General features: G+C 52.7%; 19 protein-coding genes and 4 pseudogenes. 16 read left to right on the top strand and 7 right to left on the bottom strand.

Annotated features, from left to right (window positions below):
* From B4967_RS05315 to cas6f, 8 genes are all read left to right on the top strand, one after another.
* Window positions 1–993 (top strand): AAA family ATPase (locus B4967_RS05315; protein WP_139794413.1); only part of this gene is annotated, 993 nt, incomplete at its 5' end.
* 548 nt (window positions 994–1,541) lie between these two features.
* Window positions 1,542–2,396, top strand: a complete 855-nt coding sequence (locus B4967_RS05310) for a hypothetical protein (RefSeq protein WP_083024047.1) — start codon at window positions 1,542–1,544, stop codon at window positions 2,394–2,396.
* Window positions 2,397–2,739: 343 nt separating this feature from the next.
* Window positions 2,740–3,261 (top strand): hypothetical protein, encoded by a 522-nt coding sequence (locus B4967_RS05305; protein WP_083024045.1) that lies wholly within the window; start codon window positions 2,740–2,742, stop codon window positions 3,259–3,261.
* A gap of 28 nt (window positions 3,262–3,289) precedes the next feature.
* The gene (locus tag B4967_RS05300) at window positions 3,290–4,513 is read left to right on the top strand and encodes a DUF4236 domain-containing protein (RefSeq protein ID WP_083024043.1); all 1,224 of its coding nucleotides are present in this window, start codon (window positions 3,290–3,292) and stop codon (window positions 4,511–4,513) included.
* 221 nt (window positions 4,514–4,734) lie between these two features.
* Window positions 4,735–5,973, top strand: a complete 1,239-nt coding sequence (locus B4967_RS05295) for a TniQ family protein (RefSeq protein ID WP_083024041.1) — start codon at window positions 4,735–4,737, stop codon at window positions 5,971–5,973.
* 4 nt (window positions 5,974–5,977) lie between these two features.
* Window positions 5,978–8,038, top strand: coding sequence for a hypothetical protein (locus B4967_RS17760; protein ID WP_139794412.1), 2,061 nt, complete (start codon window positions 5,978–5,980; stop codon window positions 8,036–8,038).
* A gap of 10 nt (window positions 8,039–8,048) precedes the next feature.
* Entirely contained in the window at window positions 8,049–9,098 is a 1,050-nt protein-coding gene (gene csy3, locus B4967_RS05285; RefSeq protein ID WP_083024038.1) for a type I-F CRISPR-associated protein Csy3, read from the top strand.
* Entirely contained in the window at window positions 9,095–9,703 is a 609-nt protein-coding gene (cas6f, locus tag B4967_RS05280) for a type I-F CRISPR-associated endoribonuclease Cas6/Csy4 (protein ID WP_083024037.1), read from the top strand. Before csy3 ends, cas6f begins: the two co-directional genes overlap by 4 nt.
* Before the next feature lie 120 nt (window positions 9,704–9,823).
* On the opposite strand, the gene B4967_RS21195 is transcribed toward cas6f, so the two are convergent.
* The 5 genes and pseudogenes from B4967_RS21195 to B4967_RS05260 form a co-directional block, all read right to left on the bottom strand.
* Window positions 9,824–10,102 (bottom strand): hypothetical protein, encoded by a 279-nt coding sequence (locus B4967_RS21195; RefSeq protein WP_422821840.1) that lies wholly within the window; start codon window positions 10,100–10,102, stop codon window positions 9,824–9,826.
* Between the two features lie 94 nt (window positions 10,103–10,196).
* A complete protein-coding gene (locus tag B4967_RS05275; RefSeq protein WP_083024035.1) occupies window positions 10,197–10,802 on the bottom strand; it encodes a hypothetical protein in 606 nt (201 codons plus the stop codon).
* A 224-nt stretch (window positions 10,803–11,026) separates the two neighbouring features.
* The gene (gabT, locus tag B4967_RS05270) at window positions 11,027–12,298 is read right to left on the bottom strand and encodes a 4-aminobutyrate--2-oxoglutarate transaminase (RefSeq protein WP_083024033.1); all 1,272 of its coding nucleotides are present in this window, start codon (window positions 12,296–12,298) and stop codon (window positions 11,027–11,029) included.
* Between the two features lie 11 nt (window positions 12,299–12,309).
* Window positions 12,310–13,760 (bottom strand): annotated as a pseudogene (locus tag B4967_RS05265) (NAD-dependent succinate-semialdehyde dehydrogenase).
* A 29-nt stretch (window positions 13,761–13,789) separates the two neighbouring features.
* Window positions 13,790–15,203 (bottom strand): annotated as a pseudogene (locus tag B4967_RS05260) (APC family permease).
* A gap of 234 nt (window positions 15,204–15,437) precedes the next feature.
* On the opposite strand from B4967_RS05260, the gene B4967_RS05255 reads away from it, so the two are divergent.
* From B4967_RS05255 to B4967_RS05235, 6 genes are all read left to right on the top strand, one after another.
* Window positions 15,438–16,856 (top strand): aminotransferase-like domain-containing protein, encoded by a 1,419-nt coding sequence (locus B4967_RS05255; RefSeq protein ID WP_083024032.1) that lies wholly within the window; start codon window positions 15,438–15,440, stop codon window positions 16,854–16,856.
* 76 nt (window positions 16,857–16,932) lie between these two features.
* The gene (locus B4967_RS05250) at window positions 16,933–17,628 is read left to right on the top strand and encodes a transglycosylase SLT domain-containing protein (RefSeq protein WP_083024030.1); all 696 of its coding nucleotides are present in this window, start codon (window positions 16,933–16,935) and stop codon (window positions 17,626–17,628) included.
* A gap of 11 nt (window positions 17,629–17,639) precedes the next feature.
* Window positions 17,640–18,077, top strand: a complete 438-nt coding sequence (locus tag B4967_RS18865; RefSeq protein WP_243470352.1) for a hypothetical protein — start codon at window positions 17,640–17,642, stop codon at window positions 18,075–18,077.
* A complete protein-coding gene (locus tag B4967_RS18860) occupies window positions 17,966–18,379 on the top strand; it encodes a TSUP family transporter (RefSeq protein ID WP_243470350.1) in 414 nt (137 codons plus the stop codon). The genes B4967_RS18865 and B4967_RS18860 overlap by 112 nt, the downstream gene beginning before the upstream one ends.
* A 70-nt stretch (window positions 18,380–18,449) precedes the next feature.
* Complete coding sequence (locus tag B4967_RS05240; protein WP_083024029.1) at window positions 18,450–19,646, top strand: M24 family metallopeptidase; 1,197 nt, start codon at window positions 18,450–18,452, stop codon at window positions 19,644–19,646.
* A 138-nt stretch (window positions 19,647–19,784) separates the two neighbouring features.
* Window positions 19,785–20,156: a hypothetical protein gene (locus tag B4967_RS05235; RefSeq protein ID WP_083024027.1), complete on the top strand. Its 372-nt coding sequence runs from the start codon at window positions 19,785–19,787 to the stop codon at window positions 20,154–20,156.
* Window positions 20,157–20,181: 25 nt separating this feature from the next.
* On the opposite strand, the gene B4967_RS05230 is transcribed toward B4967_RS05235, so the two are convergent.
* A complete protein-coding gene (locus B4967_RS05230; protein WP_243470351.1) occupies window positions 20,182–20,691 on the bottom strand; it encodes a Fic family protein in 510 nt (169 codons plus the stop codon).
* Complete coding sequence (locus B4967_RS05225) at window positions 20,678–21,142, bottom strand: hypothetical protein (protein WP_139794411.1); 465 nt, start codon at window positions 21,140–21,142, stop codon at window positions 20,678–20,680. The genes B4967_RS05230 and B4967_RS05225 overlap by 14 nt, the downstream gene beginning before the upstream one ends.
* A 243-nt stretch (window positions 21,143–21,385) precedes the next feature.
* Here B4967_RS05225 and B4967_RS05220 point away from each other — a divergent pair.
* Window positions 21,386–22,505: pseudogene (locus tag B4967_RS05220) on the top strand (alkene reductase).
* Window positions 22,506–22,671: 166 nt separating this feature from the next.
* Window positions 22,672–23,144 (top strand): annotated as a pseudogene (locus tag B4967_RS05215) (TspO/MBR family protein).
* Window positions 23,145–23,172: the final 28 nt, after the last annotated feature.

The following is a 23,172-nucleotide window of genomic DNA, read 5'->3' as shown; positions in this document are numbered from 1 at the left end:
CCGGGGGCCGGTCTCACGGATTCAGGATTAAGACTACAAGGTCTAACATTACACAATCAGAGGCTACTGCCGAAAGTCGCTTACATCCCACCCTTTGCTGGCATTCTTAACCGTGAGCCATATCACACTAAAGCTATGAGAGCTAGGTTGATTGGCCAAGGGCTAAGTGGCTCGGTGATGAGAAATACGTTGCTCGAACTATACAAAGAAAATCAAAAAGAAAGAGAGCGCCTAAAAGGAGACTTAGATCGAATTCCTAAGCAAGATCTGGAAGATTTGAGAAAGAATGATAGATGGGAGCATCTTCTTGAAGTAATGAGAGAGTTGTTTCAGGTTGAACTTGTAGTTCATGATTTTAATGAAGATTATCACAGCTCTATAAAAGCTGAATATTGGAAGGGTAGCTACAACAAAAATAAAACTAAATTCACAAAGCACACTGGGTTTAATCGTCGAGACATAATGGTTGAAGGTAGTGGGTTTTTGCAGCTGCTGAATGTTTTATCACTTGCCCTTGATCCTTTGTACCATGTTATTTCCCTAGATGAACCTGACGCGCATTTGCACCCTTCATTACAGTTTGATCTTTTAAAAGAGCTAAATATTCTTGCAAGCAAATATGATAAGCAAATTTTGTTTGCCACTCACTCCACGGAACTAATTGCTTCGCAGCCCCCAGAGAGAATTCTCCACTTTGAGAATGGCAAAGTTAATTTGCTTAAGCAAAATTTCCAAAAGATCGCTCTAATAACGGGGCTTGGTTCTGAGTTTTCTCCACAGCTGCATCGGCTTCAGCGTACAAAAAAGGTTGTTTTTGTAGAAAATAGTTCTGACTCAGATTCGTTGAAAAGGATCGCAAATATATTAGGGACTCCTATTTCAGAGGATATAGTTTTTTGGCTATGGCCTGGTAAGCACACGGAAAGACAGCATTTGTTTAACCAATTAAAAAGAGAAATTAGTGGTTTGAAAGGATTAAGTCTTAGGGGATAGAGATAATCAAGATTTTAATACTGTAACCCAAAGGCTTGTAGATAAGAGTAATAAAGGTTGCGATAAAGATGGCCTGGCAGCGAGAACTTGGAGGTATCGTTATATTGAAACCTATTTACTATCCTCAAGTGCTATTGCTAGAGCAGCCAAAGTAGAGGAAAAATTTGTAATTGAAGATGCAAGGGCATTTGGCATTGACTTGAGTGCATTTACGACAACTGAAATTTTACCTGGTTTACAAGATTTCTCGTCAAAATCACTCTTGACTGAGGGAAAGGATTGCCTTGTGGTAAAGTATAAAATAAGTAAGTATGATGTTGTTGATAATATGTTTTCATCAGAAATACATCAGGATTTTAAGGAAATTATATCTCAAATTAACGCACTTTAATCTGAGCGTAAAAAACGGCTCTAAGTGAAAACCAACCTCCGTGCCATTTGTGTCTATGGCACGAGCGCCAATTTTGGCACAAATCCCGCTCTGGCTAGTTGGGCCTGAGTCGGGCGTTATGTAAGCCATTTAGGCTAATCGGGTGTTCAGGTGCTAGATGATAGATATCTCAAAACGAATAGAAATAATATCTAAACTTCTCGATGAAGATTCGAGGACTTCTATCGTATACGCCGCGTTAGAGTGCCGATTAACGATAGAAGCGATTTGTTACGAAAGATTTGCAATATCATATGAGTATATCCCTCACGACTTACTAAGAAAGTGGCAACCGCATCATGTCGTTAAGCAAGTTGCAGAGGAAGGCAATGAGCAAGTGACAGAAGGGTTTACAATGTTTATATCAAAATCTCCAACCAATCAGGACAATCCGCCAGTTACATGTGAAGACTATGAGTCTGTCGAATATGTTAGTATTGGCTCACAAGCAGCGCTAGATTTGGGAAAGCTCGGAAAACTTTGGAATGCGCTATCGAATACATCTCTACACGTATCCCTACCACATGCGAAGGGAGAAGAGATCGAAATTTACCGAAATTCAGAAAAAGTCAAAGGTAAAATAGCTGAATCTTTAAATGAATTTAAGAAAATTTTAGATGGAAACCTTCTTAGCAGTGGATTTGGCGAAGAATACTACTTTAACTGCATTGGATGCGACACGAAGCTGAAAAAGAGAGCGAAACTAATAAAGCATGGGGAAATGGTAGTGTGCTTAAATCCAGATTGCCCCGAAAGCTATTACTTTAGTGTTGAAGATGGGGAGATATTTCATATCAGAAGGCTTCTCATCACAACTTGTGCTGATTGCGGCAACTCAATAGAAATTCCAGCTAGATTTGTAGACAAGCTTAAGTTTGGGCAAACGCTAAACGAAGGCTGTTCTGAATGTGGGTACAACAATCAGATTAGATTGATTCCTGGTAGGGCTACTAAACCCGAAGCTGAGGAATAAAATGAAGGTTCACATAACAATCAAAAGCAGTCGTTCGCATAAATGCGTCGCTATTTTGAGCGTTGTATCAGCATCTCCTCAACGTCAGCTTTTGGCCGATAGTTGACGTTAAAAACAGCTGTTTGTTGGTGCCAAAAGCTAAAATTTGCTTGCTTTGAAATATGCAAGCACGTGTAGCAACCTATGAGCAGGCTAGAGAGAGTTTCGGCACACAGTTTGTATATTTCCTAGTAGTGTTCAAAAGCTGTAGGAACGAACAAGGAACGCTAGCGAGCTAAGCGGTAGATCAGAGAAATGTTTTCGCTGAGATGTGTAGTGAATTGTCCATGAGTAACGTCCATCAATGAGAGCGCCGTTATCGCTACCCCAGCTATGGGAAAGCACCAAATACGTATCTTGGCCACAAAGCCACAGTAACCCCATTGTGCGTGTGCCGCGCCCATCGGGGAAGCCCGAAACCAAGTCGATTCCCCGCTTAGCCAATGAGTACGACACCTTTGAGCGGTGCATTGCTTATCGAGACCAGCGGGGCAGGGAGGTTTGGGGCGCACGTCGCTGGAAAGAGCTGTTGCTAGTGGATGCACGCTCCGTCGCGCGACATCGTGAACAGCCCGCTGGCCCGATAACGGGCGTTTATCACTACGAACGCCCCACTGGAACAACACTTTGGGTGGCGGCTTGGTATGAGCTGATGCCAGACGGCTCACGCAAAAAATGCAGTGCGCAGTTCAGTTACGGTACGTCTCGCACTCGCTATGCGACCTCAGAAGAGGCGATGCAGGCGGCGATTAAACGGCGGCAAGAGGAAGAAGCACGCTGGTACTGTGTAGTGGGTCAACGTGACCAACGGCGCGTGAATCAATGATGTAAAATCCCATCTTCAAGGAGTTCCGATGGCTTTTCGCTTCCAGCGCCGCATTTCCCTTGCGCCCGGCGTGCGATTGAATATCAGCAAGCGTGGCGTGGGGCTCTCTGTCGGCCCACGCGGTGCGAGTGTGAGCATGGGGCCACGAGGTGCGCATGCACATGCTGGGATCCCTGGGACAGGGCTTGCCTATCGAACGAAGCTTTCCCGTTCTTCCCAGGCCTCAAGACAAAAGCAGGTGGCAACCCCTTCGACCCATGCAACGCTGGAAGAGCGCATCAGGCAAGGCGAGTCTCTGGGGCTACGGCTATCGGTTAATCAAGACGGCAACGTCCGCTACCTACTTGAAGATGGCTCCCCCCTCGACGACAAGGACGTGCGCTGGCTACGTCGTCATGCAAACGACGATATCCGTGCACAGCTCAAAACACTCTGCGATGAATTAAACGCGGATATTATTCGCCTAGGCCGGCTGCACCTCGATACACCTTCCCCTCAATCCCGTGGCTACGCACCACGCCATTTTGCTGAGCGTCCACCTAAACCGCCTAAGTCTGTGTCTCTTCCATGGTGGAAAGCGCTGTGGCCATCGGTACGCCGTCAACATGACGCCGATAACGCACGTCATCAGGCCCAGTTTAATGATGACTACCGTGCCTGGGAGCATCGCAAAGCCGATTTTGAGGCTGCTGAGTTTGCTCGGCAGCAGCGCGAAGAGCAGGGTGTGCTGAGGCAGCGCGATGACATGACACTCACGCTTCAAGAGCGACTGGAGGAGATCGACTGGCCCCGGGAGACGGTGATCGATTTTGATCTAGGCAGCGACGACACCACGATAGCACTGGATATTGACCTGCCATCTGACGATGAGATGCCGGATCGAGAATGGACGATGCCTGTTAAAGCACTCAAGCTTACCCCAAAATCGCTCAGTGCCACACGACAACGGACGCTATACCGCGACCACGTTCACGGCATTGCCTTTCGTGTTCTGGGGGCCGTATTTGTGCGGTTGCCGCACGTTCAAGAAGCGCGAGTGTCTGGGTATCGACAGGTCGTTGATCCCGCCACTGGCGGTACGCGGGATCAGTATCTTTACAGTATCAAGGTCACCCGAGAACAGTGGAACCGTATCCACTTCGATCAGCTGAAACAGGTCGACCCCGTCGCAGCCGTAGAAGCGTTTACGCTGCGCCGTGACATGACCAAAACGGGCATTTTTCGAGACATTGAGCCGTTTAAGCTCATCTAATCTCTAGCCTAGGCATAAGCCCAAGGCTTTTGTGTTGTTTGACCAGGTGTGCTCATTCGATGGTAGTGACAACGGTTAGGCGTGAGCGGCGATGACATTACAGCCTTTGATCATTGAGAAGGCGCGATGAGCTCCATAAGCCAATATTTTTTAGAAAAATTTATGCTTTATGGTGGATAGCTGCTATACGTTTGATAAGGATATCTTAGCAGGTGGTTGCCATGAAATTGCTTGTCCGCCCAAGACCGTTCATTAACGAGTCACTTGAGAGCTACATGCTCCGTCTATCGCAAGAAAATTTCTTTGAATACTATCAGCAGCTTAGTCGAGCGATAAAAGACTGGCTGCAACTGCATGATCATGAAGCGGCAGGGGCGTTCCCAGAAGAGTTAAGCCGTTTGAATGTTTATCACGCGGCTCAGAGTAGTAGTCGACGCATCAGGGCGCTCAAGCTCGTGGAGTCGCTAACAGATAATGAAAAACTTCCGCTACTGCACTTGGCAGTCATGCATTCCAGCGAGAAATTTTGTTCACGCTACAGTAGCGTGTTTTATGCAGGTAGCCATGTACCCAGAGCGCTAGTTCGCCATAAAGGGATACCTGTCTGCCCGGATTGCCTCACTGAAGCCAACTACATCCGGCAAGAATGGCACTGGATGCCCTACGAAGCTTGTATTAATCATGGCAAACAGATGTTACATGAGTGTCCAAAATGCGAAGAGAAATTAAATTACACCCATTCTGAATGTTTGCATACTTGCCGCTGCGGATTTGATCTTCGAAATGCTAACACGGAGCCAGCAGACGAATGGCAGCTTATCGCTAGCCGCCTAGTAGTGGGTGAGCATTCGCCTTTAAGGCATCCTCTGCTAGACATCCGCTCAGTCAGTTTGCGCCTAGCGTGTCTACTGTGGTACCAGCTATACATACATAAAACGTTAGACGCCAGCGATCAGGTTTCCACTCGTACGATTGAACAAGCCATAGAGTATTTCATGCATTGGCCTGAAGTGTTCGCAGAGGAACTAGAAGAACAAGCTGCGCTCTCAGGTGATAAGTTGATATGTGATTATAATAAAACTTCATTTCACGATATTTTTGGCCATATTGTCAGTATCTCTCGTCTCCTTTTAAAGCCTTATCCAGAAAGTGATTTCGTCTTAGCGCCATTGGAGAATTTTTTAGCACGATTGGTTGATCAGAATCCGCAAACACGTGTGACAAACGTCGCAGATCTGCTTATCAGTATGCCGGAAGCCGCGATTTTACTTGGCACGTCGTATGAGCAAGCGTATCGACTTTATGAGGAGGGGTATCTCAAATGCGCGGTCAGATTGAAATCACATGAAAAGCTAGTGAACGGCATAGGGGTGTTTTATTTAAGAGAAATCATAGAGTTGCGTCAATCACGGATGCCGATTGAGACAGGCGCTTACAATAACTATTTACCCGCGTGGTAACGTCATGTCTTTGAATACATTGGTGGAACTCGATGAGCCAAGCCGCTCAGAAGAAATTCGTAAAGCCTTCGCTCCCTACACGCCGCTGCTAGAAGTTTCTGAAAATGTTAGCGTCGCTATTCTAGCACTGCTTAACTTATCACATAAGCGTCAGTTTGCAACCGATTTGTTGAATAAAAAAAGAGCCATTGAAATACTCAAAGATTGGCAACATATAGAAAGCTGTGCGCAGGAAGTACAGTGGCTGCACTCACATAACTTAAAGCATCCTGATGCACGTGTCGCACAGCAAAGAATTTTAGTAAAAGCTGAGAAGCCCTCAAGCAGTGTCATTTCTTCATTTAATAGCGTGAGTCGTTTGGGCTGGTCACACAACTCAGCAGCTGTGAATAAAGCAAAGCTTTTTGGAACTAATTTTATATTTAAGGGTGTAGTTTACTGTTTGGCCACTATTGTTTTAGATAATGACAAGCAATGGCGGAAAGAATTCATGAAACTTGGTATGTCTGATGGTCAATGGGCTTACCTTCAGTCGCTTTTCGATAATTATTTCACTAAAAATTTATTACCCTCTTATGTGGATAGGCATTCAGTGCAAGTTACCTTTCTTTATCAAGGAAAGGATGTCAGTATTACACCTGTCACATCACATTCATTACTGGCCGACATTCAAATTGCTCGACGTAATAAATGTGGGGATTTTTCAACAATAAAACATTGGCACTCTTCAAGTGTTGGAGATTTAGCATCCTCACTTGGAGGTAATATTTCTGCTCTTAGTTACTCCCCTAGAATATTAGCCTGTAGTAAAAATAAAGAAAATGACAGGTCTTCTGGAATATTTTTTGTAGACTTCCATCACAGTTCTTTAAGAAGTAAGTCGTTTATCCTGGCATGTAATGATATTGTTGAAAATAAAAGCTTGTTGATCGGAAAGAAGAGGCGAGATCATAGGCGTTCTGCTATTAAGTTGCTGAGGCAGTCTTTATCTGAATGGCTATCCCCAGTTAGCTATTGGCGAAATGTAGGAGGGGAGGTACCTTCAGACCGGGAAAACAGCACTGCATTCTTTTTGATTTCTGCTCTTGACGAGGATTTACTTGAAATACTACCTGAGGTTAATAAAGAATTGCACAGTATTTTGGTGAGGTATCCCCAAACGCAAAGCTTTGCTTATCATCCAGAGCTATTAATTCCTTTCAAGGCTCAGCTTAAGTCCTTGTTGATTGGGATGAAAATCAAAGAAGATGAAACCATGGCTGAAGAGCCATATCATTACCTTCACTTAAAAAACCTACATGTATTCGATGCGCAGGCGCTATCTTGCCCCTATCTGGTGGGTTTGCCTTCACTGCTGGCAGTATGGGGAACCGTCTATAACTACCAGCTGCGTTTACGAAACATCCTTAAACGGAACATTGTCTTTGAAGGAGTTGCCTGGTTTTTGCGGCAGTATGAGTCCTCCTCGGGTGCCAAGATACCTGCCCCTTATCTGCCTCCAATGAAGCCAGATGAGGCTCCCAAGCGGCCAGGTCTTATTGATATGCGCTTTTGCGATTTGCGCATGGATTTAGTTATTCGCTATCGACTAGAGGATGGAGGCGATACCCCGCTGGGAAATGACGAATTGACTATGCTTCAGTCTGCGTTCCCTGGTAGGTTTGCAGGGGGGGCTAGGCAGCCCCCGCCACTTCATGAAGAGTTGCAGTGGTGCCAAGTATACGCAGATGCGAACAGTTTATTGGCAGCAATATCGCTTCTGCCGGACGAAGGTCGTTGGATTATCGACTCAGAAAAACAGGTGCAAAGCATCGAAAGCTTGGTGGCATGGTTGTCCAAGCATCCCAATCATTTACCTGCTACGAGTGGTTATCAGTTGCTTGAAGGCCCTTGCTATCGGTCTGGTTCGCACAGGGAGCTCCATGCTTATGCTGAGCCTTTGGTAGGTCTAACAGAGACGTTGTCACCGGCAAGCTTAAGGCTCAATGGTAAAGCGTATTTTATTAAAAACGCTTGTTGGAGGTTGAAAATCCAGAACTTGACTATGCTGATGAAAAAAGCATAGGCAGGTCGGCATGATGAACTCCTTCAGACATCTTAGCTATGAGCGCTCTCTCAATCCGGGCAAGGCGGTTTTTTATTACCGGACAGATTCGAGCGAATTTGAGCCGTTGCAAGCGGAAGTGACGCGGTTTCGTGGCCTCAAGGCAACGTTTAGCGATGGCTATATGGCATCCGGGACTGCGCGTGCTAAAGAAACGAGCGACTTGGGCTTTTCTAATCCTATTATGCTTGAAACATGTTATGTACCACCGTTAGTTGATACGGTGTATTGTCGTTTTTCGTTACGCATCATTGCAAACAGCCTAGAACCAAATATCTGTGATAATAGAGAAGCAAGAAAAGCATTGAGAGAGCTTTCTGATGCATATAGAAGTTTGGGAGGATACCATGAGTTAGCAACCCGATATGCTAAAAATATTCTTTCAGCTGAGTGGCTTTGGAGAAATAAAGTTGCAAGAGGAATAGTTGTTGAGGTCTTTACCTCAAATTTAAAAAACTACTGTGTTAAAGACGTACAGTACAAAGAATGGGGTTCTTCTTGGGAAGGTGATGACCTTAAATCATTAGAAGGACTAGCAGCGGAGTTTGAAGAAGCACTATCTTGCCCACAAAAATTTCTTTTTGCTGATGTAACTGCAAAAATTAAAACAGAATTTTGCCAAGAAATCTTTCCCAGTCAATTATTTGTTGAGAAAGATGATAGAGGCAACGGAAGTGCGGCGAGGCAGTTTATGAAAAGCACAATGAGCGATGGTCGTCAAGCAGTTAGCTTTGGTGCTTATAAAGTTGGAGCAGCAATTCAAAAAATTGATGACTGGTGGCTAGATGAAGGTGCTGAATACCCTTTAAGGGTGAGTGAATACGGTGCAGATCGTAGTCGGGTTTTAGCTATGCGTGAGCCGGTTACGAAAAAAGATTTTTACTCGCTGTTGAACGAAATTATAAGACTCACGGAGGAGATGAGTAAAACTCGGCAAGTCAGTTCCAATGCTCACTACGTAATGTCAGTGCTAGTGAAAGGTGGTATGTTCCAAAAAGGAATAAAGAAAGGTGAGAAATGAGATACTTTTTTTATATAAGATATTTAATGCCTTCAGCAAATCATGCATTTTTAGCAGGTAGATGTATTGCTTGCTTACATGGTCTTATGAGCGGCTCTAAGATAAAAAGTTCGGGCATTGGTGTTTCGTTTCCATCATGGGCTACGGACTCAGTAGGGGACTCAATCGCTTTTGTGAGTAAAGATATTAATGGTTTGTCTTACTTATCATCAGTGCGGTATTTTAAGAATATGGCGAACGAAGGATTTATTGAGGTTAGTGATATCAAAATGGTTCCAGCCATATCAGAAGAAGTGAGATTTATTAGAAACCAGCATGTTGCTAAATCTTTCCCAGGTGAAATTAAGAGAAGACTGGTCCGCAGCAAAAAGCGGGCGGAAAAACGCGGCGAGACGTTCATGCCTAGCAGTTCCGTATCAGATCGCTTCGTTGATCACTGCCACGTAATTCCTATTGATAGCCGATCGTCAGGCCAACGATTCCCGCTGTATGTGCAGTATGAGGCGCTTGGTCAAGAAAGCCCGTGCGATAGCTACAATAGCTACGGATTGGCTACAAAACAGATACACTCTGGCTCTGTGCCAAATCTTAAGCAGATTACCTAAATATTTTCAGAATATATATTGTTATATTTTTCAATGGCTTAATTAAGATACGCCAAAAAGGGTATTTTTAGTATTTTGTACTTATCTTGTTGATGCCTATATTCATACTTCTAGCTAGGTTTAGTGAACCGCCGAATAGGCAGCTGAAAAAAGCAGCACGCTTGCCCCGCGAAACTCGCGCGGGTGAACCGCCGAATAGGCAGCTGAAAAAGAAAAGTGTATCTCGTTCATGCTGAGCTGGTGGTGAACCGCCGAATAGGCAGCTGAAAAATCAGGATTGAGCTTGGTGAGCGTGGCGCTTCCGGGAACCGCCGAATAGGCAGCTGATATTAGGACTGGAAGACAGCAACGGTAATGATACACACCGCCGCAAGGCAGCAATAGTTCTAAACCCTCCAAGATTTCTTGGAGGCGGGGGCCGGTCTCACGGATTCAGGAGTATGGCTCAAGCTAGCAATCAATCGCGCGAGGAACGAGCGTCGGCTGTATGGCCTTATTGGGCTTTGGCAACCTCCTGCAATGACCCAATCACGAACTCTCGGAAATACTCTCCCTGCTCAGCAGCAAGAGCAGGAATACATTGCAACTTAAATTCCGGCCACGGCCTGCAGCCCTGCGACAATTTCTCTGTAAGAGCGTACTCAAGGACCCACGCGGAAAATGGAACATCCTTATCTTGGATTTTTTTCAGAAAAGTCTTTGCTTGTGAAAGACCACCACCTGCCCCCTCAAAGGCAACTCGGCCTTTCGAAAATACATACCACTCACCCGTCTTCGCATCTTCTGCTATTATTACTGGCAATCGCCAAGCCATCGACGGCCGGTCCTCAATAACGATATAAACCACAGGCTCAGCAAGCAGGTCCAATACAACTTCAAAATCGTCTTGGATATCAAAAGTCCGGTACTTTTTTTTGTATTTTACGTTCTGGCCATATACGGCTTTTATGTCCGGATCTCTCTGCCCCTCCTCCGGATCAGTCTCTTGAGCTGGTATTCCGCCCTCCCTCGCCTCCGCTTTCAGCAGGCGTCGAATTCGATCATAGCTATAGTTCCCTATAAATCCTGAAACGATCATCTCAGTTAGTTTTTCAAACACGCTTACCTCCTAGACAGCGCTCCCTATGACTGGGTAAACGGCGCCAATATGATTGCCCGAAAAATATAACTTAACAAATTCTGTAAAATTAAAATTATCAAAACGTGTTTAGAGCGACTAACTATCTCGCCTTTGGGCCTTCAACGCCCACAAAAAAGCCGCCCACCGCCACCAGCAGCTTATGCTACCTGACGATGGGCGGGCTTCGTACTGCCTAAACGCGATTAACTAAGCGCTTCCAACGACTCCTCAATAATACTCAACCCTTCCTCCAACACCGCAGACGACACCGTCAGCGGTACAAGAATGCGGACGCTGTTGCCGTAGAAGCCACACGAAAGCAGGATCAGGCCTTTCTCGCGAGCTTTGGCGCAGAGCGCGCCGGTGAGTTGTGGGTCGGGCTTGCCTTCACCGTTGAGCAGCTCAAACGCGGCCATGGCGCCGAGCTGGCGGCCGTGGGCGACGGCGGGGAAGCGCTCTTCCCAGACGGCGAAGCGTTCGGCCAACATTTTGCCCATCTGCTCGCTGCGGGCCAGGATGTTCTCTTCTTCGATGGCTTCGATCACCGCCAGGGCTGCCGCGCAGGAGAGCGGGTTGCCGCTGTAGGTGCCGCCTAGAGAGTTGGGGCCGGAGGCGTCCATTACCTTGGCGGTGCCGACCACGGCAGAAAGCGGCATGCCGTTGGCGAGGCTCTTAGCGGTGGTGAGAATGTCCGCTTCGATGCCGCTGTGCTCCAGGGCAAACAGCTTGCCGGTACGGGCAAAGCCGGACTGCACTTCGTCGGCGATCAGCAGAATGCCATGCTCGTCGCACAGGGCGCGCAGCGCTTTCAGGTAATCCGGCGAGGCGATGTAGAAGCCGCCTTCGCCCTGTACCGGTTCAATCACAATGGCCGCCGTGCGGTGCGGGGCGATGTCGGTTTTGAACAGCGTGCGAATGGCGTTCAGCGAAGCCTCTTCGCTGATGCCGTGCAGCGGATTAGGGAACGGTGCGCGGAACACATCGCCCGGCATCGGGCCGAAGTCGTTCTTGTAGGGCAGCACCTTGCCGGTCATCGCCAGGGTCATCATGGTGCGGCCGTGGAAAGCGCCGTCAAACGTGATGATGCCGGTGCGGCCAGTGGCGGCGCGGGCGATCTTCACGGCGTTTTCTAGCGCCTCGGCACCGGTGTTCACCAGCATCGCTTTACGCTCGGGGCCGCGCACCGGGGTGAGTTCGCAGAGCTTTTGGCACAGCTGCACGTAGGGCGCGTAGGAAATGACCGCTGCGCTGGTGTGCATGACTTTCTTGAGCTGCGCTTCCACCGCCGCGACGATTTTCGGGTGGCGGTGGCCCAGGTTGAGCACGCCAATGCCGCCCGCGAAGTCGATCCAGCGTTTGCCGTCGGCGTCCCACAGCTCGGCGTTTTCGGCGCGCTCGGCAAACTGGGTGGTCGGCGTGGCGGCACCGTTGGCCACGAAGCGGTTTTTCAGGTCGTTCAATTCTTGGTTAGTCATCATCGTTCTCTTTATAAACCGCCTACGCAGACGTACTTCAGTTCGGTAAATTCATCGAGGCCATGGTGGGAACCTTCGCGGCCCAGCCCGGACTCTTTCACGCCGCCAAACGGCGCAAGCTCGGTAGAGATCAAGCCTTCGTTGACGCCCACCATGCCGTACTCCAGCTGCTCCATGGTGCGCCAGATGCGGCGGTAATCGGTGGCGTAGAAGTAGGCGGCCAAGCCAAACGGGGTGTCGTTGGCCATGGCGATGGCTTCTTCATCGCGCTGGAAGCGGAACACCGGCGCGACTGGGCCGAAGGTCTCTTCGTCGGCGACGGCCATTTCGGTGGTCACATCCGCCAGCACCGTGGGGGTAAAGAAGCGATCACCCGCCGCGTGGGGCTGGCCGCCGCATAGCAGGCGCGCGCCTTTATTCACTGCGTCGTCGACGTGGCGCTGCACTTTATCCACGGCGGCTTGGTTGATCAGCGGGCCGATGATGCTGCCCTCGGCCAGGCCATCACCCACGTTGAGGGCGTTCACACGCTCGGTGAGCTTGGCGACGAAGGCATCGTAAATGCCGTCCTGCACCAGGAAGCGGTTGGTGCACACGCAGGTTTGCCCGGCGTTGCGGAACTTGGAGGCGATGGCTCCGTTCACGGCGGCGTCCACATCGGCGTCGTCAAACACGATGAACGGCGCGTTGCCGCCCAGCTCCATGGCGGTTTTCTTCACCGTGCTGGCGCACTGGGCGAGCAGGTGTTTGCCCACCGGGGTAGAACCGGTAAACGACACCTTGCGCACCCGAGGGTCGGTAGTGAGTACCTCGCCCACGGCGGCGGGTTTGGAAGCAGTAACCACGTTGATGGTGCCTGCAGGCAGCCCGCTTCCAGCGCTAAATAAGCAGCGGCCAGGGCGGTCAGCGGCGTGGCTTCGGCGGGTTTGATGACCACGGTGCAGCCCGCGGCCAGGGCCGGGGCGCACTTGCGGGTAATCATCGCCAGCGGGAAGTTCCACGGGGTAATCGCCGCGACCACGCCCACCGGCTCGCGCAGTACCAACAGGCGCTTGTCCGCGCCGTGGCTGGGCAGGGTTTCCCCCGCCATGCGCTTGGCTTCTTCGGCAAAGAACTCGATGAATGAGGCGCCGTAGGTCACTTCGCCTTTGGCTTCCGCCAGCGGCTTGCCCTGCTCTAGGGTCATCAGGCGGGCTAGGTCGTCGGCGTGCTCATTGATCAGCTCAAACCAGCGGCGCAGCAGGGCCGAGCGCTGTTTCACCGGGGTGGCGCGCCAGGCGGCACCGGCTTCGTAAGCGGCAGCCACGGCGTCGCGGGTGTCGTCAGCGCTTAAATCTGCCACGTGGGCAATGGTCTCGCCGGTGGCGGGGTTGTCCACCGCGAAGGTCTGCTGGCCCTTGCGCCACTGCCCGCCCACCAGGGCCGGTACGGCATCGTGCAACCACTGTTCGATAAAGCTCATAGCGTGCTCCTTTAAAGTGTTGGAACGGCTTACAGGTCAGCCATCATGTGTTGGTCGCTGTAGGCGCGGCCGTAGGTGCGCAGAGCGTGGATGTACAGCCCCACCCCCAGCAGCGACCAGCCCGCGAAAATGCTCCACTCAGCGCCGCTCAGTGCCGGCGGGCTACCGGGCAGGTAGAGACACGCCATGCCGAAAGAAAGGACGACCGCCAAGGTGCCGCACAGCTTGCCGTGGCGAATGCGAAACGGGCCCGGCATATCCGGCTCGCGAACCCGTAGCACCACAAAGGAGATGGCCACGAACAGGTAGGCAATCACGATGCCCAGGCCACCGGCGTTGACGATCCACACCAGCGCGGGGCGGCCGAAGAACGGGGCGATACAGGAGAGGAAGCCCATCAGGAAAATGGCGTTAGTCGGCGTTTTATAGCGCGGGTGCAGCTTGGCAAACGGCGCAGGCAGCATGCCCGCACGGGCCAGGGCGTAAATGGCCCGCGAGCCGCCGATGCAGAAGGCGTTCCAGCTGGTGATGATGCCCGCAATACCCGCAGAACCATCAGATTGCTGGCCCAGGGGGCGTTGAACAGGCTACCCATGGCATCCGGCACGCTCAGGGAACTCGCGGCCAGCTCGGTGCTGTTCAGGGCAAGGCTGGTGGCCAGAATCATCAGCGCGTACCACACCACTGCCAGAATGACCGACATCATCAGCACTTTGCCGATGGCTTTGTAGGGCAGGTTAATCTCTGCAGCGGCTTGGGGAATGACGTCAAAGCCTACGAACAGGAACGGCACCATGACCAGCACCGCGACAATGCCCGCTACCACGCCGGTATCGGCCTGGGTGAACAGCGGCATCATGTTGATGGTTTCGCCTTCAAACAGCGCGCCCGTGACAAACAGCACGCCAACCAGCAAAATCATGGCGGTCACGACTTTCTGGATCAGCGCCGCGGTGGTCACACCGAAGTAGTTGATAATCATCATGGCGAGCGAGCCGCCAACACCGACGGCCACCCACGTCGCTTTTACTCCCAGCCCGCGATGGTCCATAAGTGGCCAACTGCATAGTTCGGTGCTAGGTGCTCAATCACGGTGGGCAGCGCCACGGCTTCAAAGGCCACCACGCTTAAATAGCCTAAAATAATCGCCCAGGTGCATAAGAAAGAGGGTAAGTGGCCCAGGGCGCGGTAGCTGTAAACATGCTCGCCGCCTACTTGGGGCATGGCGGAGGCCAGCTCAGCGTAGGTGAGGCCCACCATGATGATCGCTAAACCGCCGATAATAAACGCTAAAATAGCACCTAAGCTGCCAGCGGATTGAATCGCGGTGCCGGTTAATACAATCCAGCCCCAGCCAATCATCGCGCCGAAGGCGAGGGCTAATACGTCGCCGCGGGCCAGTACCCGGACGAGCTTATCCTGTTCAGAAGCGGGAGTGGTCATCGCACAGTGTCCTGCAGGTTATTGGATGTTGTCGTTGGCGCTCTGTGGCGCAGTATCCTGATTCCAGTGACGGAATAGTTACACGCTAGCAGGCGGCGGTCAGAACGCGAATGCACCACTTTGGGGTTCGACTAGACCACTTTTTCAACGCACCAAATAAGTGCATAGCTGACATAATGCTTTCGTCTAAACGCCTGATGGCAGCGGGCTTCACGCGGAAAAGGGGGCGTTGATATGGATCGCCAGCAGGTCTTGCACCAATTTATGCAACTTTATGCACTCCAACCGGAGCGGCTAAGTAAGCAGGTGCGCATTGAACAGGCGCTGCGCCAAGCCATCACTCAGCAGTGGCCCAGCGGGCTGCGTTTGCCTTCTCATCGGGTGTTGGCGGATGCCATTCAGGTGGCGCGCCAAACCCTGGCCCTGGCGATCGGTACGCTATTGGAAGAGCAGCTGCTGACCACCGCCCACGGCCAAGGCCCCTGGACCTGCAAGCCGGTAACGCCACCCCCCGCTGCCCCCGCCAATGTTCAGCTATCACAGCGCGCCCAGCGGGTGCTGCAAGGCCCTGGGGCTAGCATGATTCAGAGCGGGGCTTTCGTGCCCGGCATTCCAGATATCGCTCAGTTCCCCATGCGCAAGTGGCGTCAGCTCTACGCCAGCGTGACGGTGCCGCAAAATGCCCTGCTGCTCTCCTACTCCACCGGCGGCTACGGCCCGCTGAAACGCGCGATTCGTGATTTTCTGGCCCGCTGGCGGGATATCCATTGCGATACCGAGCAGATCATCATTACCGATGGCACCCACAACGGTATCGAGCTGTGCGCCGTCGCCCTGGCAGATGTGGGCGATACAGTGGCCATGGAGTCGCCCTGCTACTGGGGGGCGCGCAACGTGTTTACCGCCGCCTGGCTTAACATCGAAATGCTGCCGTGGCGGCCGGAAGCGGGCCATGCCTTACCTGCTACTCACGGCCCCGTGGCGCTGGCTTACCTGACCGGCTCGCACCACTACCCGCTCAGCGTGCCGACCAGCGCCGAGCATAAACAGCGGCTGTGTGAGGCGTTATCGCCCACCTATGTGGTGGAAGATGATTATGAATTTAACCGCGACGACCACCCCAACCTGCTGTTTGATGCCCACTCTGAACGCCATTTGCTGGTAGGCTCTTTCTCTAAGATGATGTTTCCAGGCCTGCGGCTGGGCTACCTGGTGGTGCCGCGGCATTTGGCAGGGCCCATGAACCGCCTGCGCAGCGAGCTGTTTCGCGAGGGCCGTATGCTGGTCCAAGCCGTGCTGGCCCAGTTTATTTTTGATGGTGATTTGGATGCCTGGTGTCGGCGCATTCAGCGGGACTATTTAGGCCGCCAGCAGGTGCTGCACGACCAGCTGCGCTCGCTGCCCCACGTGCGCTCGGTGTCGGCTCCCAGCAGTGCCATCAGCCTTTGCGTGGAGTTCGAGCCGGGCATTAACGATGGGGCCATCGCGCAATCGTTGCTGAAAGAGCACTTGATCGTGCGGCCGTTAAGCCCGGTGTGTGCGCCGAACGACCCCCGCGTGGGCTTGGTGATGGGGGTGGGCATGCTCTCTGGGGAAACGCTGGTGCGCGAGGCGCAGCGCCTGCGACGCTGCCTGGAGCCACTGCTGCGCTAAGCGGCCAACGCGCTTTATACGCCAGTACACTATACAAAACGTGAGTAACACGCCTTCTATCCACAAGGACCGTCCTATGCATCGCCCTGTTGATAGCTTTTGGGTCTCTGCGCTCTCTTCCGCTGCCTCCTCTTATACCGCCCAGCTACGCGGTTTGCTGGCCGTCGCGGCACTACTGCTGCTCTCTGGGTGCGCGACCTTTGCGCCCAGCCCGCCGGAGGATCAGACCAATATCTGCGAGATTTTCCGCGAACAGCCCAGCTGGTACGACTACGCGCAAGAGTCTGAAGAGAAGTGGGGAACGCCCATCGCGACCCAAATGGCGTTTATTCAGCGGGAGTCCTCGTTTCGTAGCCACGTGCGTCCAGACCGCAAATACTACCTTGGCTTTATTCCCGGCCCGCGCCCCTCTTCCGCCAAAGGCTACGCCCAAGCTCAAGACCCGGTATGGGGCGAGTACGAAGACCAAGCGGGCAGTCTGTTTGCCCGGCGCACGCACATGAAGCACGCCATCGACTTCATTGGCTGGTATAACGCCCGCACTCGCGCCCAAACGGGCGTCTCGCTCAACAATCCTGAGCACCTCTATTACGCCTATCACGAAGGCGCAGGCGGCTATCAGCGGGGCACTTATCGCAGTCAGCCCCAGGTGCTCAATGCAGGCCGCCAAGTGGCGAGCCTTTCCAACCGCTACCAGGCCCAGCTCAACAGCTGCCAGGCAGAGTTCCAGTGCCGCAAGTTCTATCAGGTGTGGCCTTTCTGTCGTAGCTGAGGGCGTCTTTCATGACACTGTTAATGGGATTCGCCTTTGTCGGCGTGGTTTTTTTCCCCTCCATGCTCTCCGGTGTGTTTGGCATGGCGGGCGGGCTGGTGTTTCTGTGGTTCCTGCTGGTGATATTCCCCCCCAGGTCTGCCATGGCCGTGCATGGCGTTATCCCGTTAACGTCCAATGCCTCTCGGGCGTGGCTTTCGCGGCGGTTTATCGTGTGGCGCATTGTGGCGCTTATGGCGCTGGGCGTGCTCAGCGCGGCTGGGCTTCTGCGTCTGTTTAACTACACGCCCAATGCGGCCACCGTTTCTTTATTGATCGGGCTGCTGCCTATCTTGGTATGGACGCCCAAGCATTGGTTCCAGCTCGATGCCCATCGCGCCAGCACCCGTTTTGCTGCGGCATCGCCTCGGGCGGCCTCACGATTGCTGCCGGGGTATCCGGCCCGCTGATCGATATCTTCTTTGTGCGCTCGCAGATGGCCCGCCGCCAAGTCGTCGCTACCAAGGCCATGATTCAAGTGGTCGCCCACTCCATTAAAATTCTCTTCTACTTAAGTGCCGCCCTTGCGCTCAGCGCGGGTGAGTGGAGCATCGTGCTACTAGCCGCCCCGTTTGCCATGCTGGGCACCCAAACCGGCACACGGATTCTGCACCGCCTGACCGACGCCAACTTCCGCACTTGGACCCGCTGGATCGTCACGGGCATTGGGGTGTTCTACTTCCTGCAAGGTGTATATCTGTTAACCCGTTAACCGTTGAGGGCATTCGCGGCACGCTTTAGATGGCGACCTATACTGACCTTACCTAACGCTGGAGGTCGCCATGGATTACCACCACTACCGCGAAGCCCTTGCCACCTCGCTTGCCCAAAGCGAGCTACCCTTTGCCCCCGCTGAGTATCAAGCGCGCCTTGAGAAGGTGCGCCACGCCATGGCCCAGCGCGGGCTAGACGCGCTGCTCCCCCCCGCCCCCGCCGATATCAATTATTTGACCGGTTACCACACCTTTGAGGTGTCGGTGCATGCCTGCTTGGTCTGCACGCAAGAAAAGCTCGTTCTACAAGTGGCTTCGATTGAAACGGGTGCTGCGGTGGTGACCGCCCGTGTTGACGAAATTATTGGCTACCGATGGGAAAACCTGGATGAAATCATCGCCCCGCTGGCCGACCTGTTACCCCCCTGCCCGCGCATTGGCAGCGACGGCTGGAGCAGCGGGCTGCGGGTCGGCGTGATGGACGCCCTAACCAAGGCGGTGGGTAAAGAGCGCTTTTTTGAAGCGGGTGACCTGCTCGATGCCATCAAGATCGTCAAAAGCAGCGCCGAGCTTGAGATGCTCAAAGAGAGCGCCCGCATCACCGCCGCTGGCTTAGAGACGGCGATGGCCGCCATTCAACCCGGCATGACCGATAACGACATTGCCGCCATTGGCGCAAAGGCACTGCTTGAAAACGGCAGCGAGTTTATGAGCCTGCAGCCTATCGTCACCAGCGGACACAGCATTGGAGTGATTCACGTTAACCATAAACGCCGCGCGATTCAGGCCAATGAGCCAGTGTTTTTAGAGTTCGGCGCAGCGTATCAGCGCTACACCGCACCGATGATGCGCACCGCCGTAACCGGCACCCCGAACGCCCCCCTCACCGCCACTCAAGACCTCTGCCGCTCGATGTTTGAAACCCTTTGCGAGGCCATGCGCCCCGGCCACTCCTTTGATGCCGCCGCCCAGGCCGCGGATGCCCTGCTGGCCCCTCAACGCGACCAACTGTTTTTCTCCGGGGTGTTTGGCTACGCCGTGGGCGCGCAGTTTCCGCCGAGCTGGGTAGAAGGCACGGGCTACATTGCCAAAGGCCAAACGCGCACCTTTGAAACCAACATGGTGTTTCATTTACCGCTCTGCCTGCGGGTGCCCGGCCAGTGGGGCGTTGGCTTAAGCGATACCGTGGTGGTCACCGAACAGGGCGTCAAGCCGCTCACCAACAACGATTGGCCGCTTTATCAGGCCCGTGATAAAGGCCCGTGATAATAGTTCTAGACAATAGCCTGAGATTGACACCACGATTGAGGGAGGCTATCTTCACCAGAAATGCAAATGAGAAACACTCTCTTTTTTAGCCAACACCTTGGTAGATAAAGAGCCGTTGAGGTAAAGGGACGTCACATGTCCAGTGAACAGCGCCAGCTTCGTCAAACCCTGCTGTTTTTACGCACATCGTTTGAAGCCGTTCAGCACTCCATTGCCGGACGGCTAGAAGACCCGCGGCCCTGCTGGCGAGACACCAGCATGCTCTCGATGCTCTCCCGAGAGCTGACCCGCTGCTGCCAGCAGGCCAAGCCACTGTTCGCGCCTGCGGTTGTGGAGCAGCTCTTTATCGCCTCCCAACAGTGCGACCTGCTGCTCAAACAGTGCCCCGGCGTACTCAGCAGCGCCGTCTGCCACCGCCAACTCAGCGCCATTATGCTGCCGCTCACCAGCGCCATCGGGCAGATTGATACGCCTGTTAAACGTCGCTGGCCTTGGTCAAGAGGATAGCCACGAGCAAACCACGCTCAGTCAATTAACCTTTATTTTTGGCAAGTATTTGCTTACCCAACGCGGTTAATCGATATTTCTGAGTTGGGCTACGTGGCGAGTCGGGCTGCGTCATTTCAATCAACCCAGAATTAAGCAGTGGATTCAGCACCGCCGCACGGAACTTGGTTCTGTTGGAGCGCCCCACTACGTTCATCAAACGTGTGATCGGGGCTTCTTCAACACAAGTCTGAAGCAGATCTACTTGCTCCTTACCTAGTCCCTGCTTAGTCCCTACTTGGTCAGTGACATCAGGGTCGCCCTCAACCGCAGTAACCTCATCAATCAAAAAACCTGTATGAATAGGCAAGCGAATTAAGAAGTAGCTACGCTCATCGTCGGTTTCGAATATCGGCTCTGGAGAATTGTTCGCTTTCATCACGCGAAGAATCTTTGGCACACCCGTTGAACGGCCTTCGGTTAAATCCAGCTCTTTTAAAAACTCGCCAATGCGCCGATTGCGGTAACGGCGGCTGACGGCTTTACCTGCCTGCACGCCTTGCAAGCGGATAGAGCGATTTGGCCCTGGGAAAGCTCAGGAGCATCAGCTCTTGACCATCAATACGTATTTCAATGGGTTCACGAATTTCCTTGGAGCGATGGTACACGGCATTTTCCACCGCCTCCTCAATAGCAGCCAGCGGAAAATTCCAGAAACGCTCAGCCTGAGGACGATCAGCGTGTTTGGTTACGACCTCTTTCAGGTAGTTGCGATTGATATAGTCCAAGGCATCACGAGTGATGCGGCCAAGCGGCCCCTTAAACACTTTTTCTTCGAAATGATCACCACCAGCTCCGTCTGGAAAGTACACCACGTCTATTTGGGTGGCTGGGAAGAAGTGCTCAGGTTGCTCATTAAAAAACAATAGGCCAACATTCTTAGGAAAGGCCATTTCGCTTGGGCCACCCACCACGTTCATGCGACGGCCTAAGGTTTCAATATCCAACTCGCGGGCTTCAGCAAATAACTCACTACCAATGTCGTGCAAAAAATCACGCATTAAATAGGGAGAAAGGTCGCTTAATTTTGCCGATTGGCGATAGCGATCATCAAAAGGTACTCGGCGGGGTTTTGTTTTGCGCGTCTGTCCCCATTAACTAGGGCATAGCATCGTCGTTGGCGCTTACTAGTAAACTGGTCTATTCTATTCGCCACGATGATAACCACTGCTTCAAAGGAGTTTTGCCCTATGGCGTACGAGACGCTGTTTACCCCCACCACGCTAGGTAGCCTGAACATTCCTAACCGCGTCATCATGGCGCCGCTGACCCGTTCGCGCACGCCGGATAGCGTGCCGGGCAAGATGCAGGAAGCTTATTACGGCCAGCGCGCCGGTGCGGGCCTGATCATCAGCGAAGCCACTAACATCTCTCCCACTGCCCGTGGCTATGTGTACACGCCCGGCATCTGGACTGATGAGCAGGAAGCAGGCTGGAAAGGCGTTGTGAATGCCGTTCACGCCAAGGGTGGCCGTATTGCTCTGCAGCTGTGGCATGTGGGCCGCGTTTCCCATGAGATGGTGCAGCCCAACGGCCAGCAGCCGGTAGCCCCCAGCGCGCTGAAAGGTGAAGGCGCTCAGTGCTTTGTTGAATTTGAAGACGGCACCGCTGGTCAGCACCCCACCAGCACGCCGCGTGCGCTGGAAACCGACGAGATTCCTGGCATTGTGGATGACTACCGTCAAGCGGCCATCCGCGCCAAGCGCGCTGGATTCGATATGGTCGAAGTCCACGCTGCCAACGCTTGCCTGTTGAACCAGTTCTTGGCCACCGGTACCAACCAGCGTACCGACCAGTACGGCGGCTCGCTGGAAAACCGTGCCCGCTTCCCGCTGGAAGTCGTTGACGCGGTCATGGAAGTGTATGGCGCTGAGCGTGTCGGCATTCGGTATGACGCCGTTTATCGAGCTGTTTGGTTTGACCGACGACGATCCGGAAGCGATGGCGTTCTACATGGCGGAGCAGCTCTCCAAGCGCGGCCTGGCTTACCTGCACCTGAACGAGCCGAACTGGGCGGGCGGCGACATCACCTTCCCTGCGGGTTTCCGCGAGCAGATGCGTGAGCGCTTTAGCGGTAGCCTGATTTACTGCGGCAACTACGACGCCGAGCACGCTGAAGCACGCATTAGTGAAAACACCACCGATGCCGTGGCCTTTGGACGCCCCTACATCGCCAACCCGGATTTACCGGAGCGCTTCCGTGTGAACGCCCCGCTCACCGAGCCGAACCATGAAACGTTCTATGGCGGCGACGAGAAGGGCTACACCGACTATCCGTTTATGGATAACGGCTACGACCGCATGGGCTAAGCCTATTCGCTAAGTCGTGGTCTGGGTTTCCCCAAGTGGGGAACCCTTATCCCTGAAAAGCATCACTTAGGTGGTGCTTTTTTTATGCCTAACGGTTTTAAAACACTGCTAGGCTATTGATTCTCTCGTTTTAACGCGACGTATTGTCTTCACGAATAGGTGGCACATGCTCGGTTCGCTCTTAGCGATGCTGGTATCTTTACTGCTGGTGGGCGCCGCTGCGGCAACAGGCGCACGTTTTCGCCCTGATGGCTGGTACAGGGCGCTGCGCAAACCCCGCTGGACACCGCCTGACCTGGCCTTTCCCATTGCCTGGGGTATTCTCTATCTGCTGATGGCGATTGCGGCTTGGCGGATTTATATGGCGGACGACTCGCCACTGCGCAGCGCGAGCCTGGCTGTGTATGGCGTGCAGTTGTTGGCCAATGCGGCGTGGTCTTGGCTCTTCTTTGGGCGCAAGCAGATACCGCCGCGCTAGTAGATATCGTGCTGCTGTTAGGACTGATTACGCTGGCCATCGGTCTGTTTGCCCAGGTGAATACCCTCGCCGCGTGGCTGATGGTGCCTTACTGGCTGTGGGTTGCTCTGGCGCTGGCACTCAATGCCACCATTTTGCGATTAAACAGAACCTATAAATAGAGCCTAGGGTTAACTAACTAAAGGGTTT

Origin of the sequence: Vreelandella lionensis (assembly GCF_002087295.1) — a bacterium.
Taxonomy (GTDB): Bacteria; Pseudomonadota; Gammaproteobacteria; order Pseudomonadales; family Halomonadaceae; genus Vreelandella; species Vreelandella lionensis.
The sequence above is the reverse complement of the archived record's forward strand: the minus strand, read 5'-3'. Positions and strand labels throughout refer to the sequence as shown.

What these genes read in the sequence shown, in the direction of transcription:
- B4967_RS05310 (WP_083024047.1), top strand. Translation starts at nt 1,542, where the DNA reads ATGATAGATATCTCAAAACGAATAGAAATAATATCTAAACTTCTCGAT.
- B4967_RS05305 (WP_083024045.1), top strand. Translation starts at nt 2,740, where the DNA reads ATGAGAGCGCCGTTATCGCTACCCCAGCTATGGGAAAGCACCAAATAC.
- B4967_RS05300 (WP_083024043.1), top strand. Translation starts at nt 3,290, where the DNA reads ATGGCTTTTCGCTTCCAGCGCCGCATTTCCCTTGCGCCCGGCGTGCGA.
- B4967_RS05295 (WP_083024041.1), top strand. Translation starts at nt 4,735, where the DNA reads ATGAAATTGCTTGTCCGCCCAAGACCGTTCATTAACGAGTCACTTGAG.
- B4967_RS17760 (WP_139794412.1), top strand. Translation starts at nt 5,978, where the DNA reads ATGTCTTTGAATACATTGGTGGAACTCGATGAGCCAAGCCGCTCAGAA.
- csy3 (WP_083024038.1), top strand. Translation starts at nt 8,049, where the DNA reads ATGATGAACTCCTTCAGACATCTTAGCTATGAGCGCTCTCTCAATCCG.
- cas6f (WP_083024037.1), top strand. Translation starts at nt 9,095, where the DNA reads ATGAGATACTTTTTTTATATAAGATATTTAATGCCTTCAGCAAATCAT.
- gabT (WP_083024033.1), bottom strand. Translation starts at nt 12,298, where the DNA reads ATGACTAACCAAGAATTGAACGACCTGAAAAACCGCTTCGTGGCCAAC.
- B4967_RS05255 (WP_083024032.1), top strand. Translation starts at nt 15,438, where the DNA reads ATGGATCGCCAGCAGGTCTTGCACCAATTTATGCAACTTTATGCACTC.
- B4967_RS05250 (WP_083024030.1), top strand. Translation starts at nt 16,933, where the DNA reads ATGCATCGCCCTGTTGATAGCTTTTGGGTCTCTGCGCTCTCTTCCGCT.
- B4967_RS18865 (WP_243470352.1), top strand. Translation starts at nt 17,640, where the DNA reads ATGACACTGTTAATGGGATTCGCCTTTGTCGGCGTGGTTTTTTTCCCC.
- B4967_RS18860 (WP_243470350.1), top strand. Translation starts at nt 17,966, where the DNA reads ATGGACGCCCAAGCATTGGTTCCAGCTCGATGCCCATCGCGCCAGCAC.
- B4967_RS05240 (WP_083024029.1), top strand. Translation starts at nt 18,450, where the DNA reads ATGGATTACCACCACTACCGCGAAGCCCTTGCCACCTCGCTTGCCCAA.
- B4967_RS05235 (WP_083024027.1), top strand. Translation starts at nt 19,785, where the DNA reads ATGTCCAGTGAACAGCGCCAGCTTCGTCAAACCCTGCTGTTTTTACGC.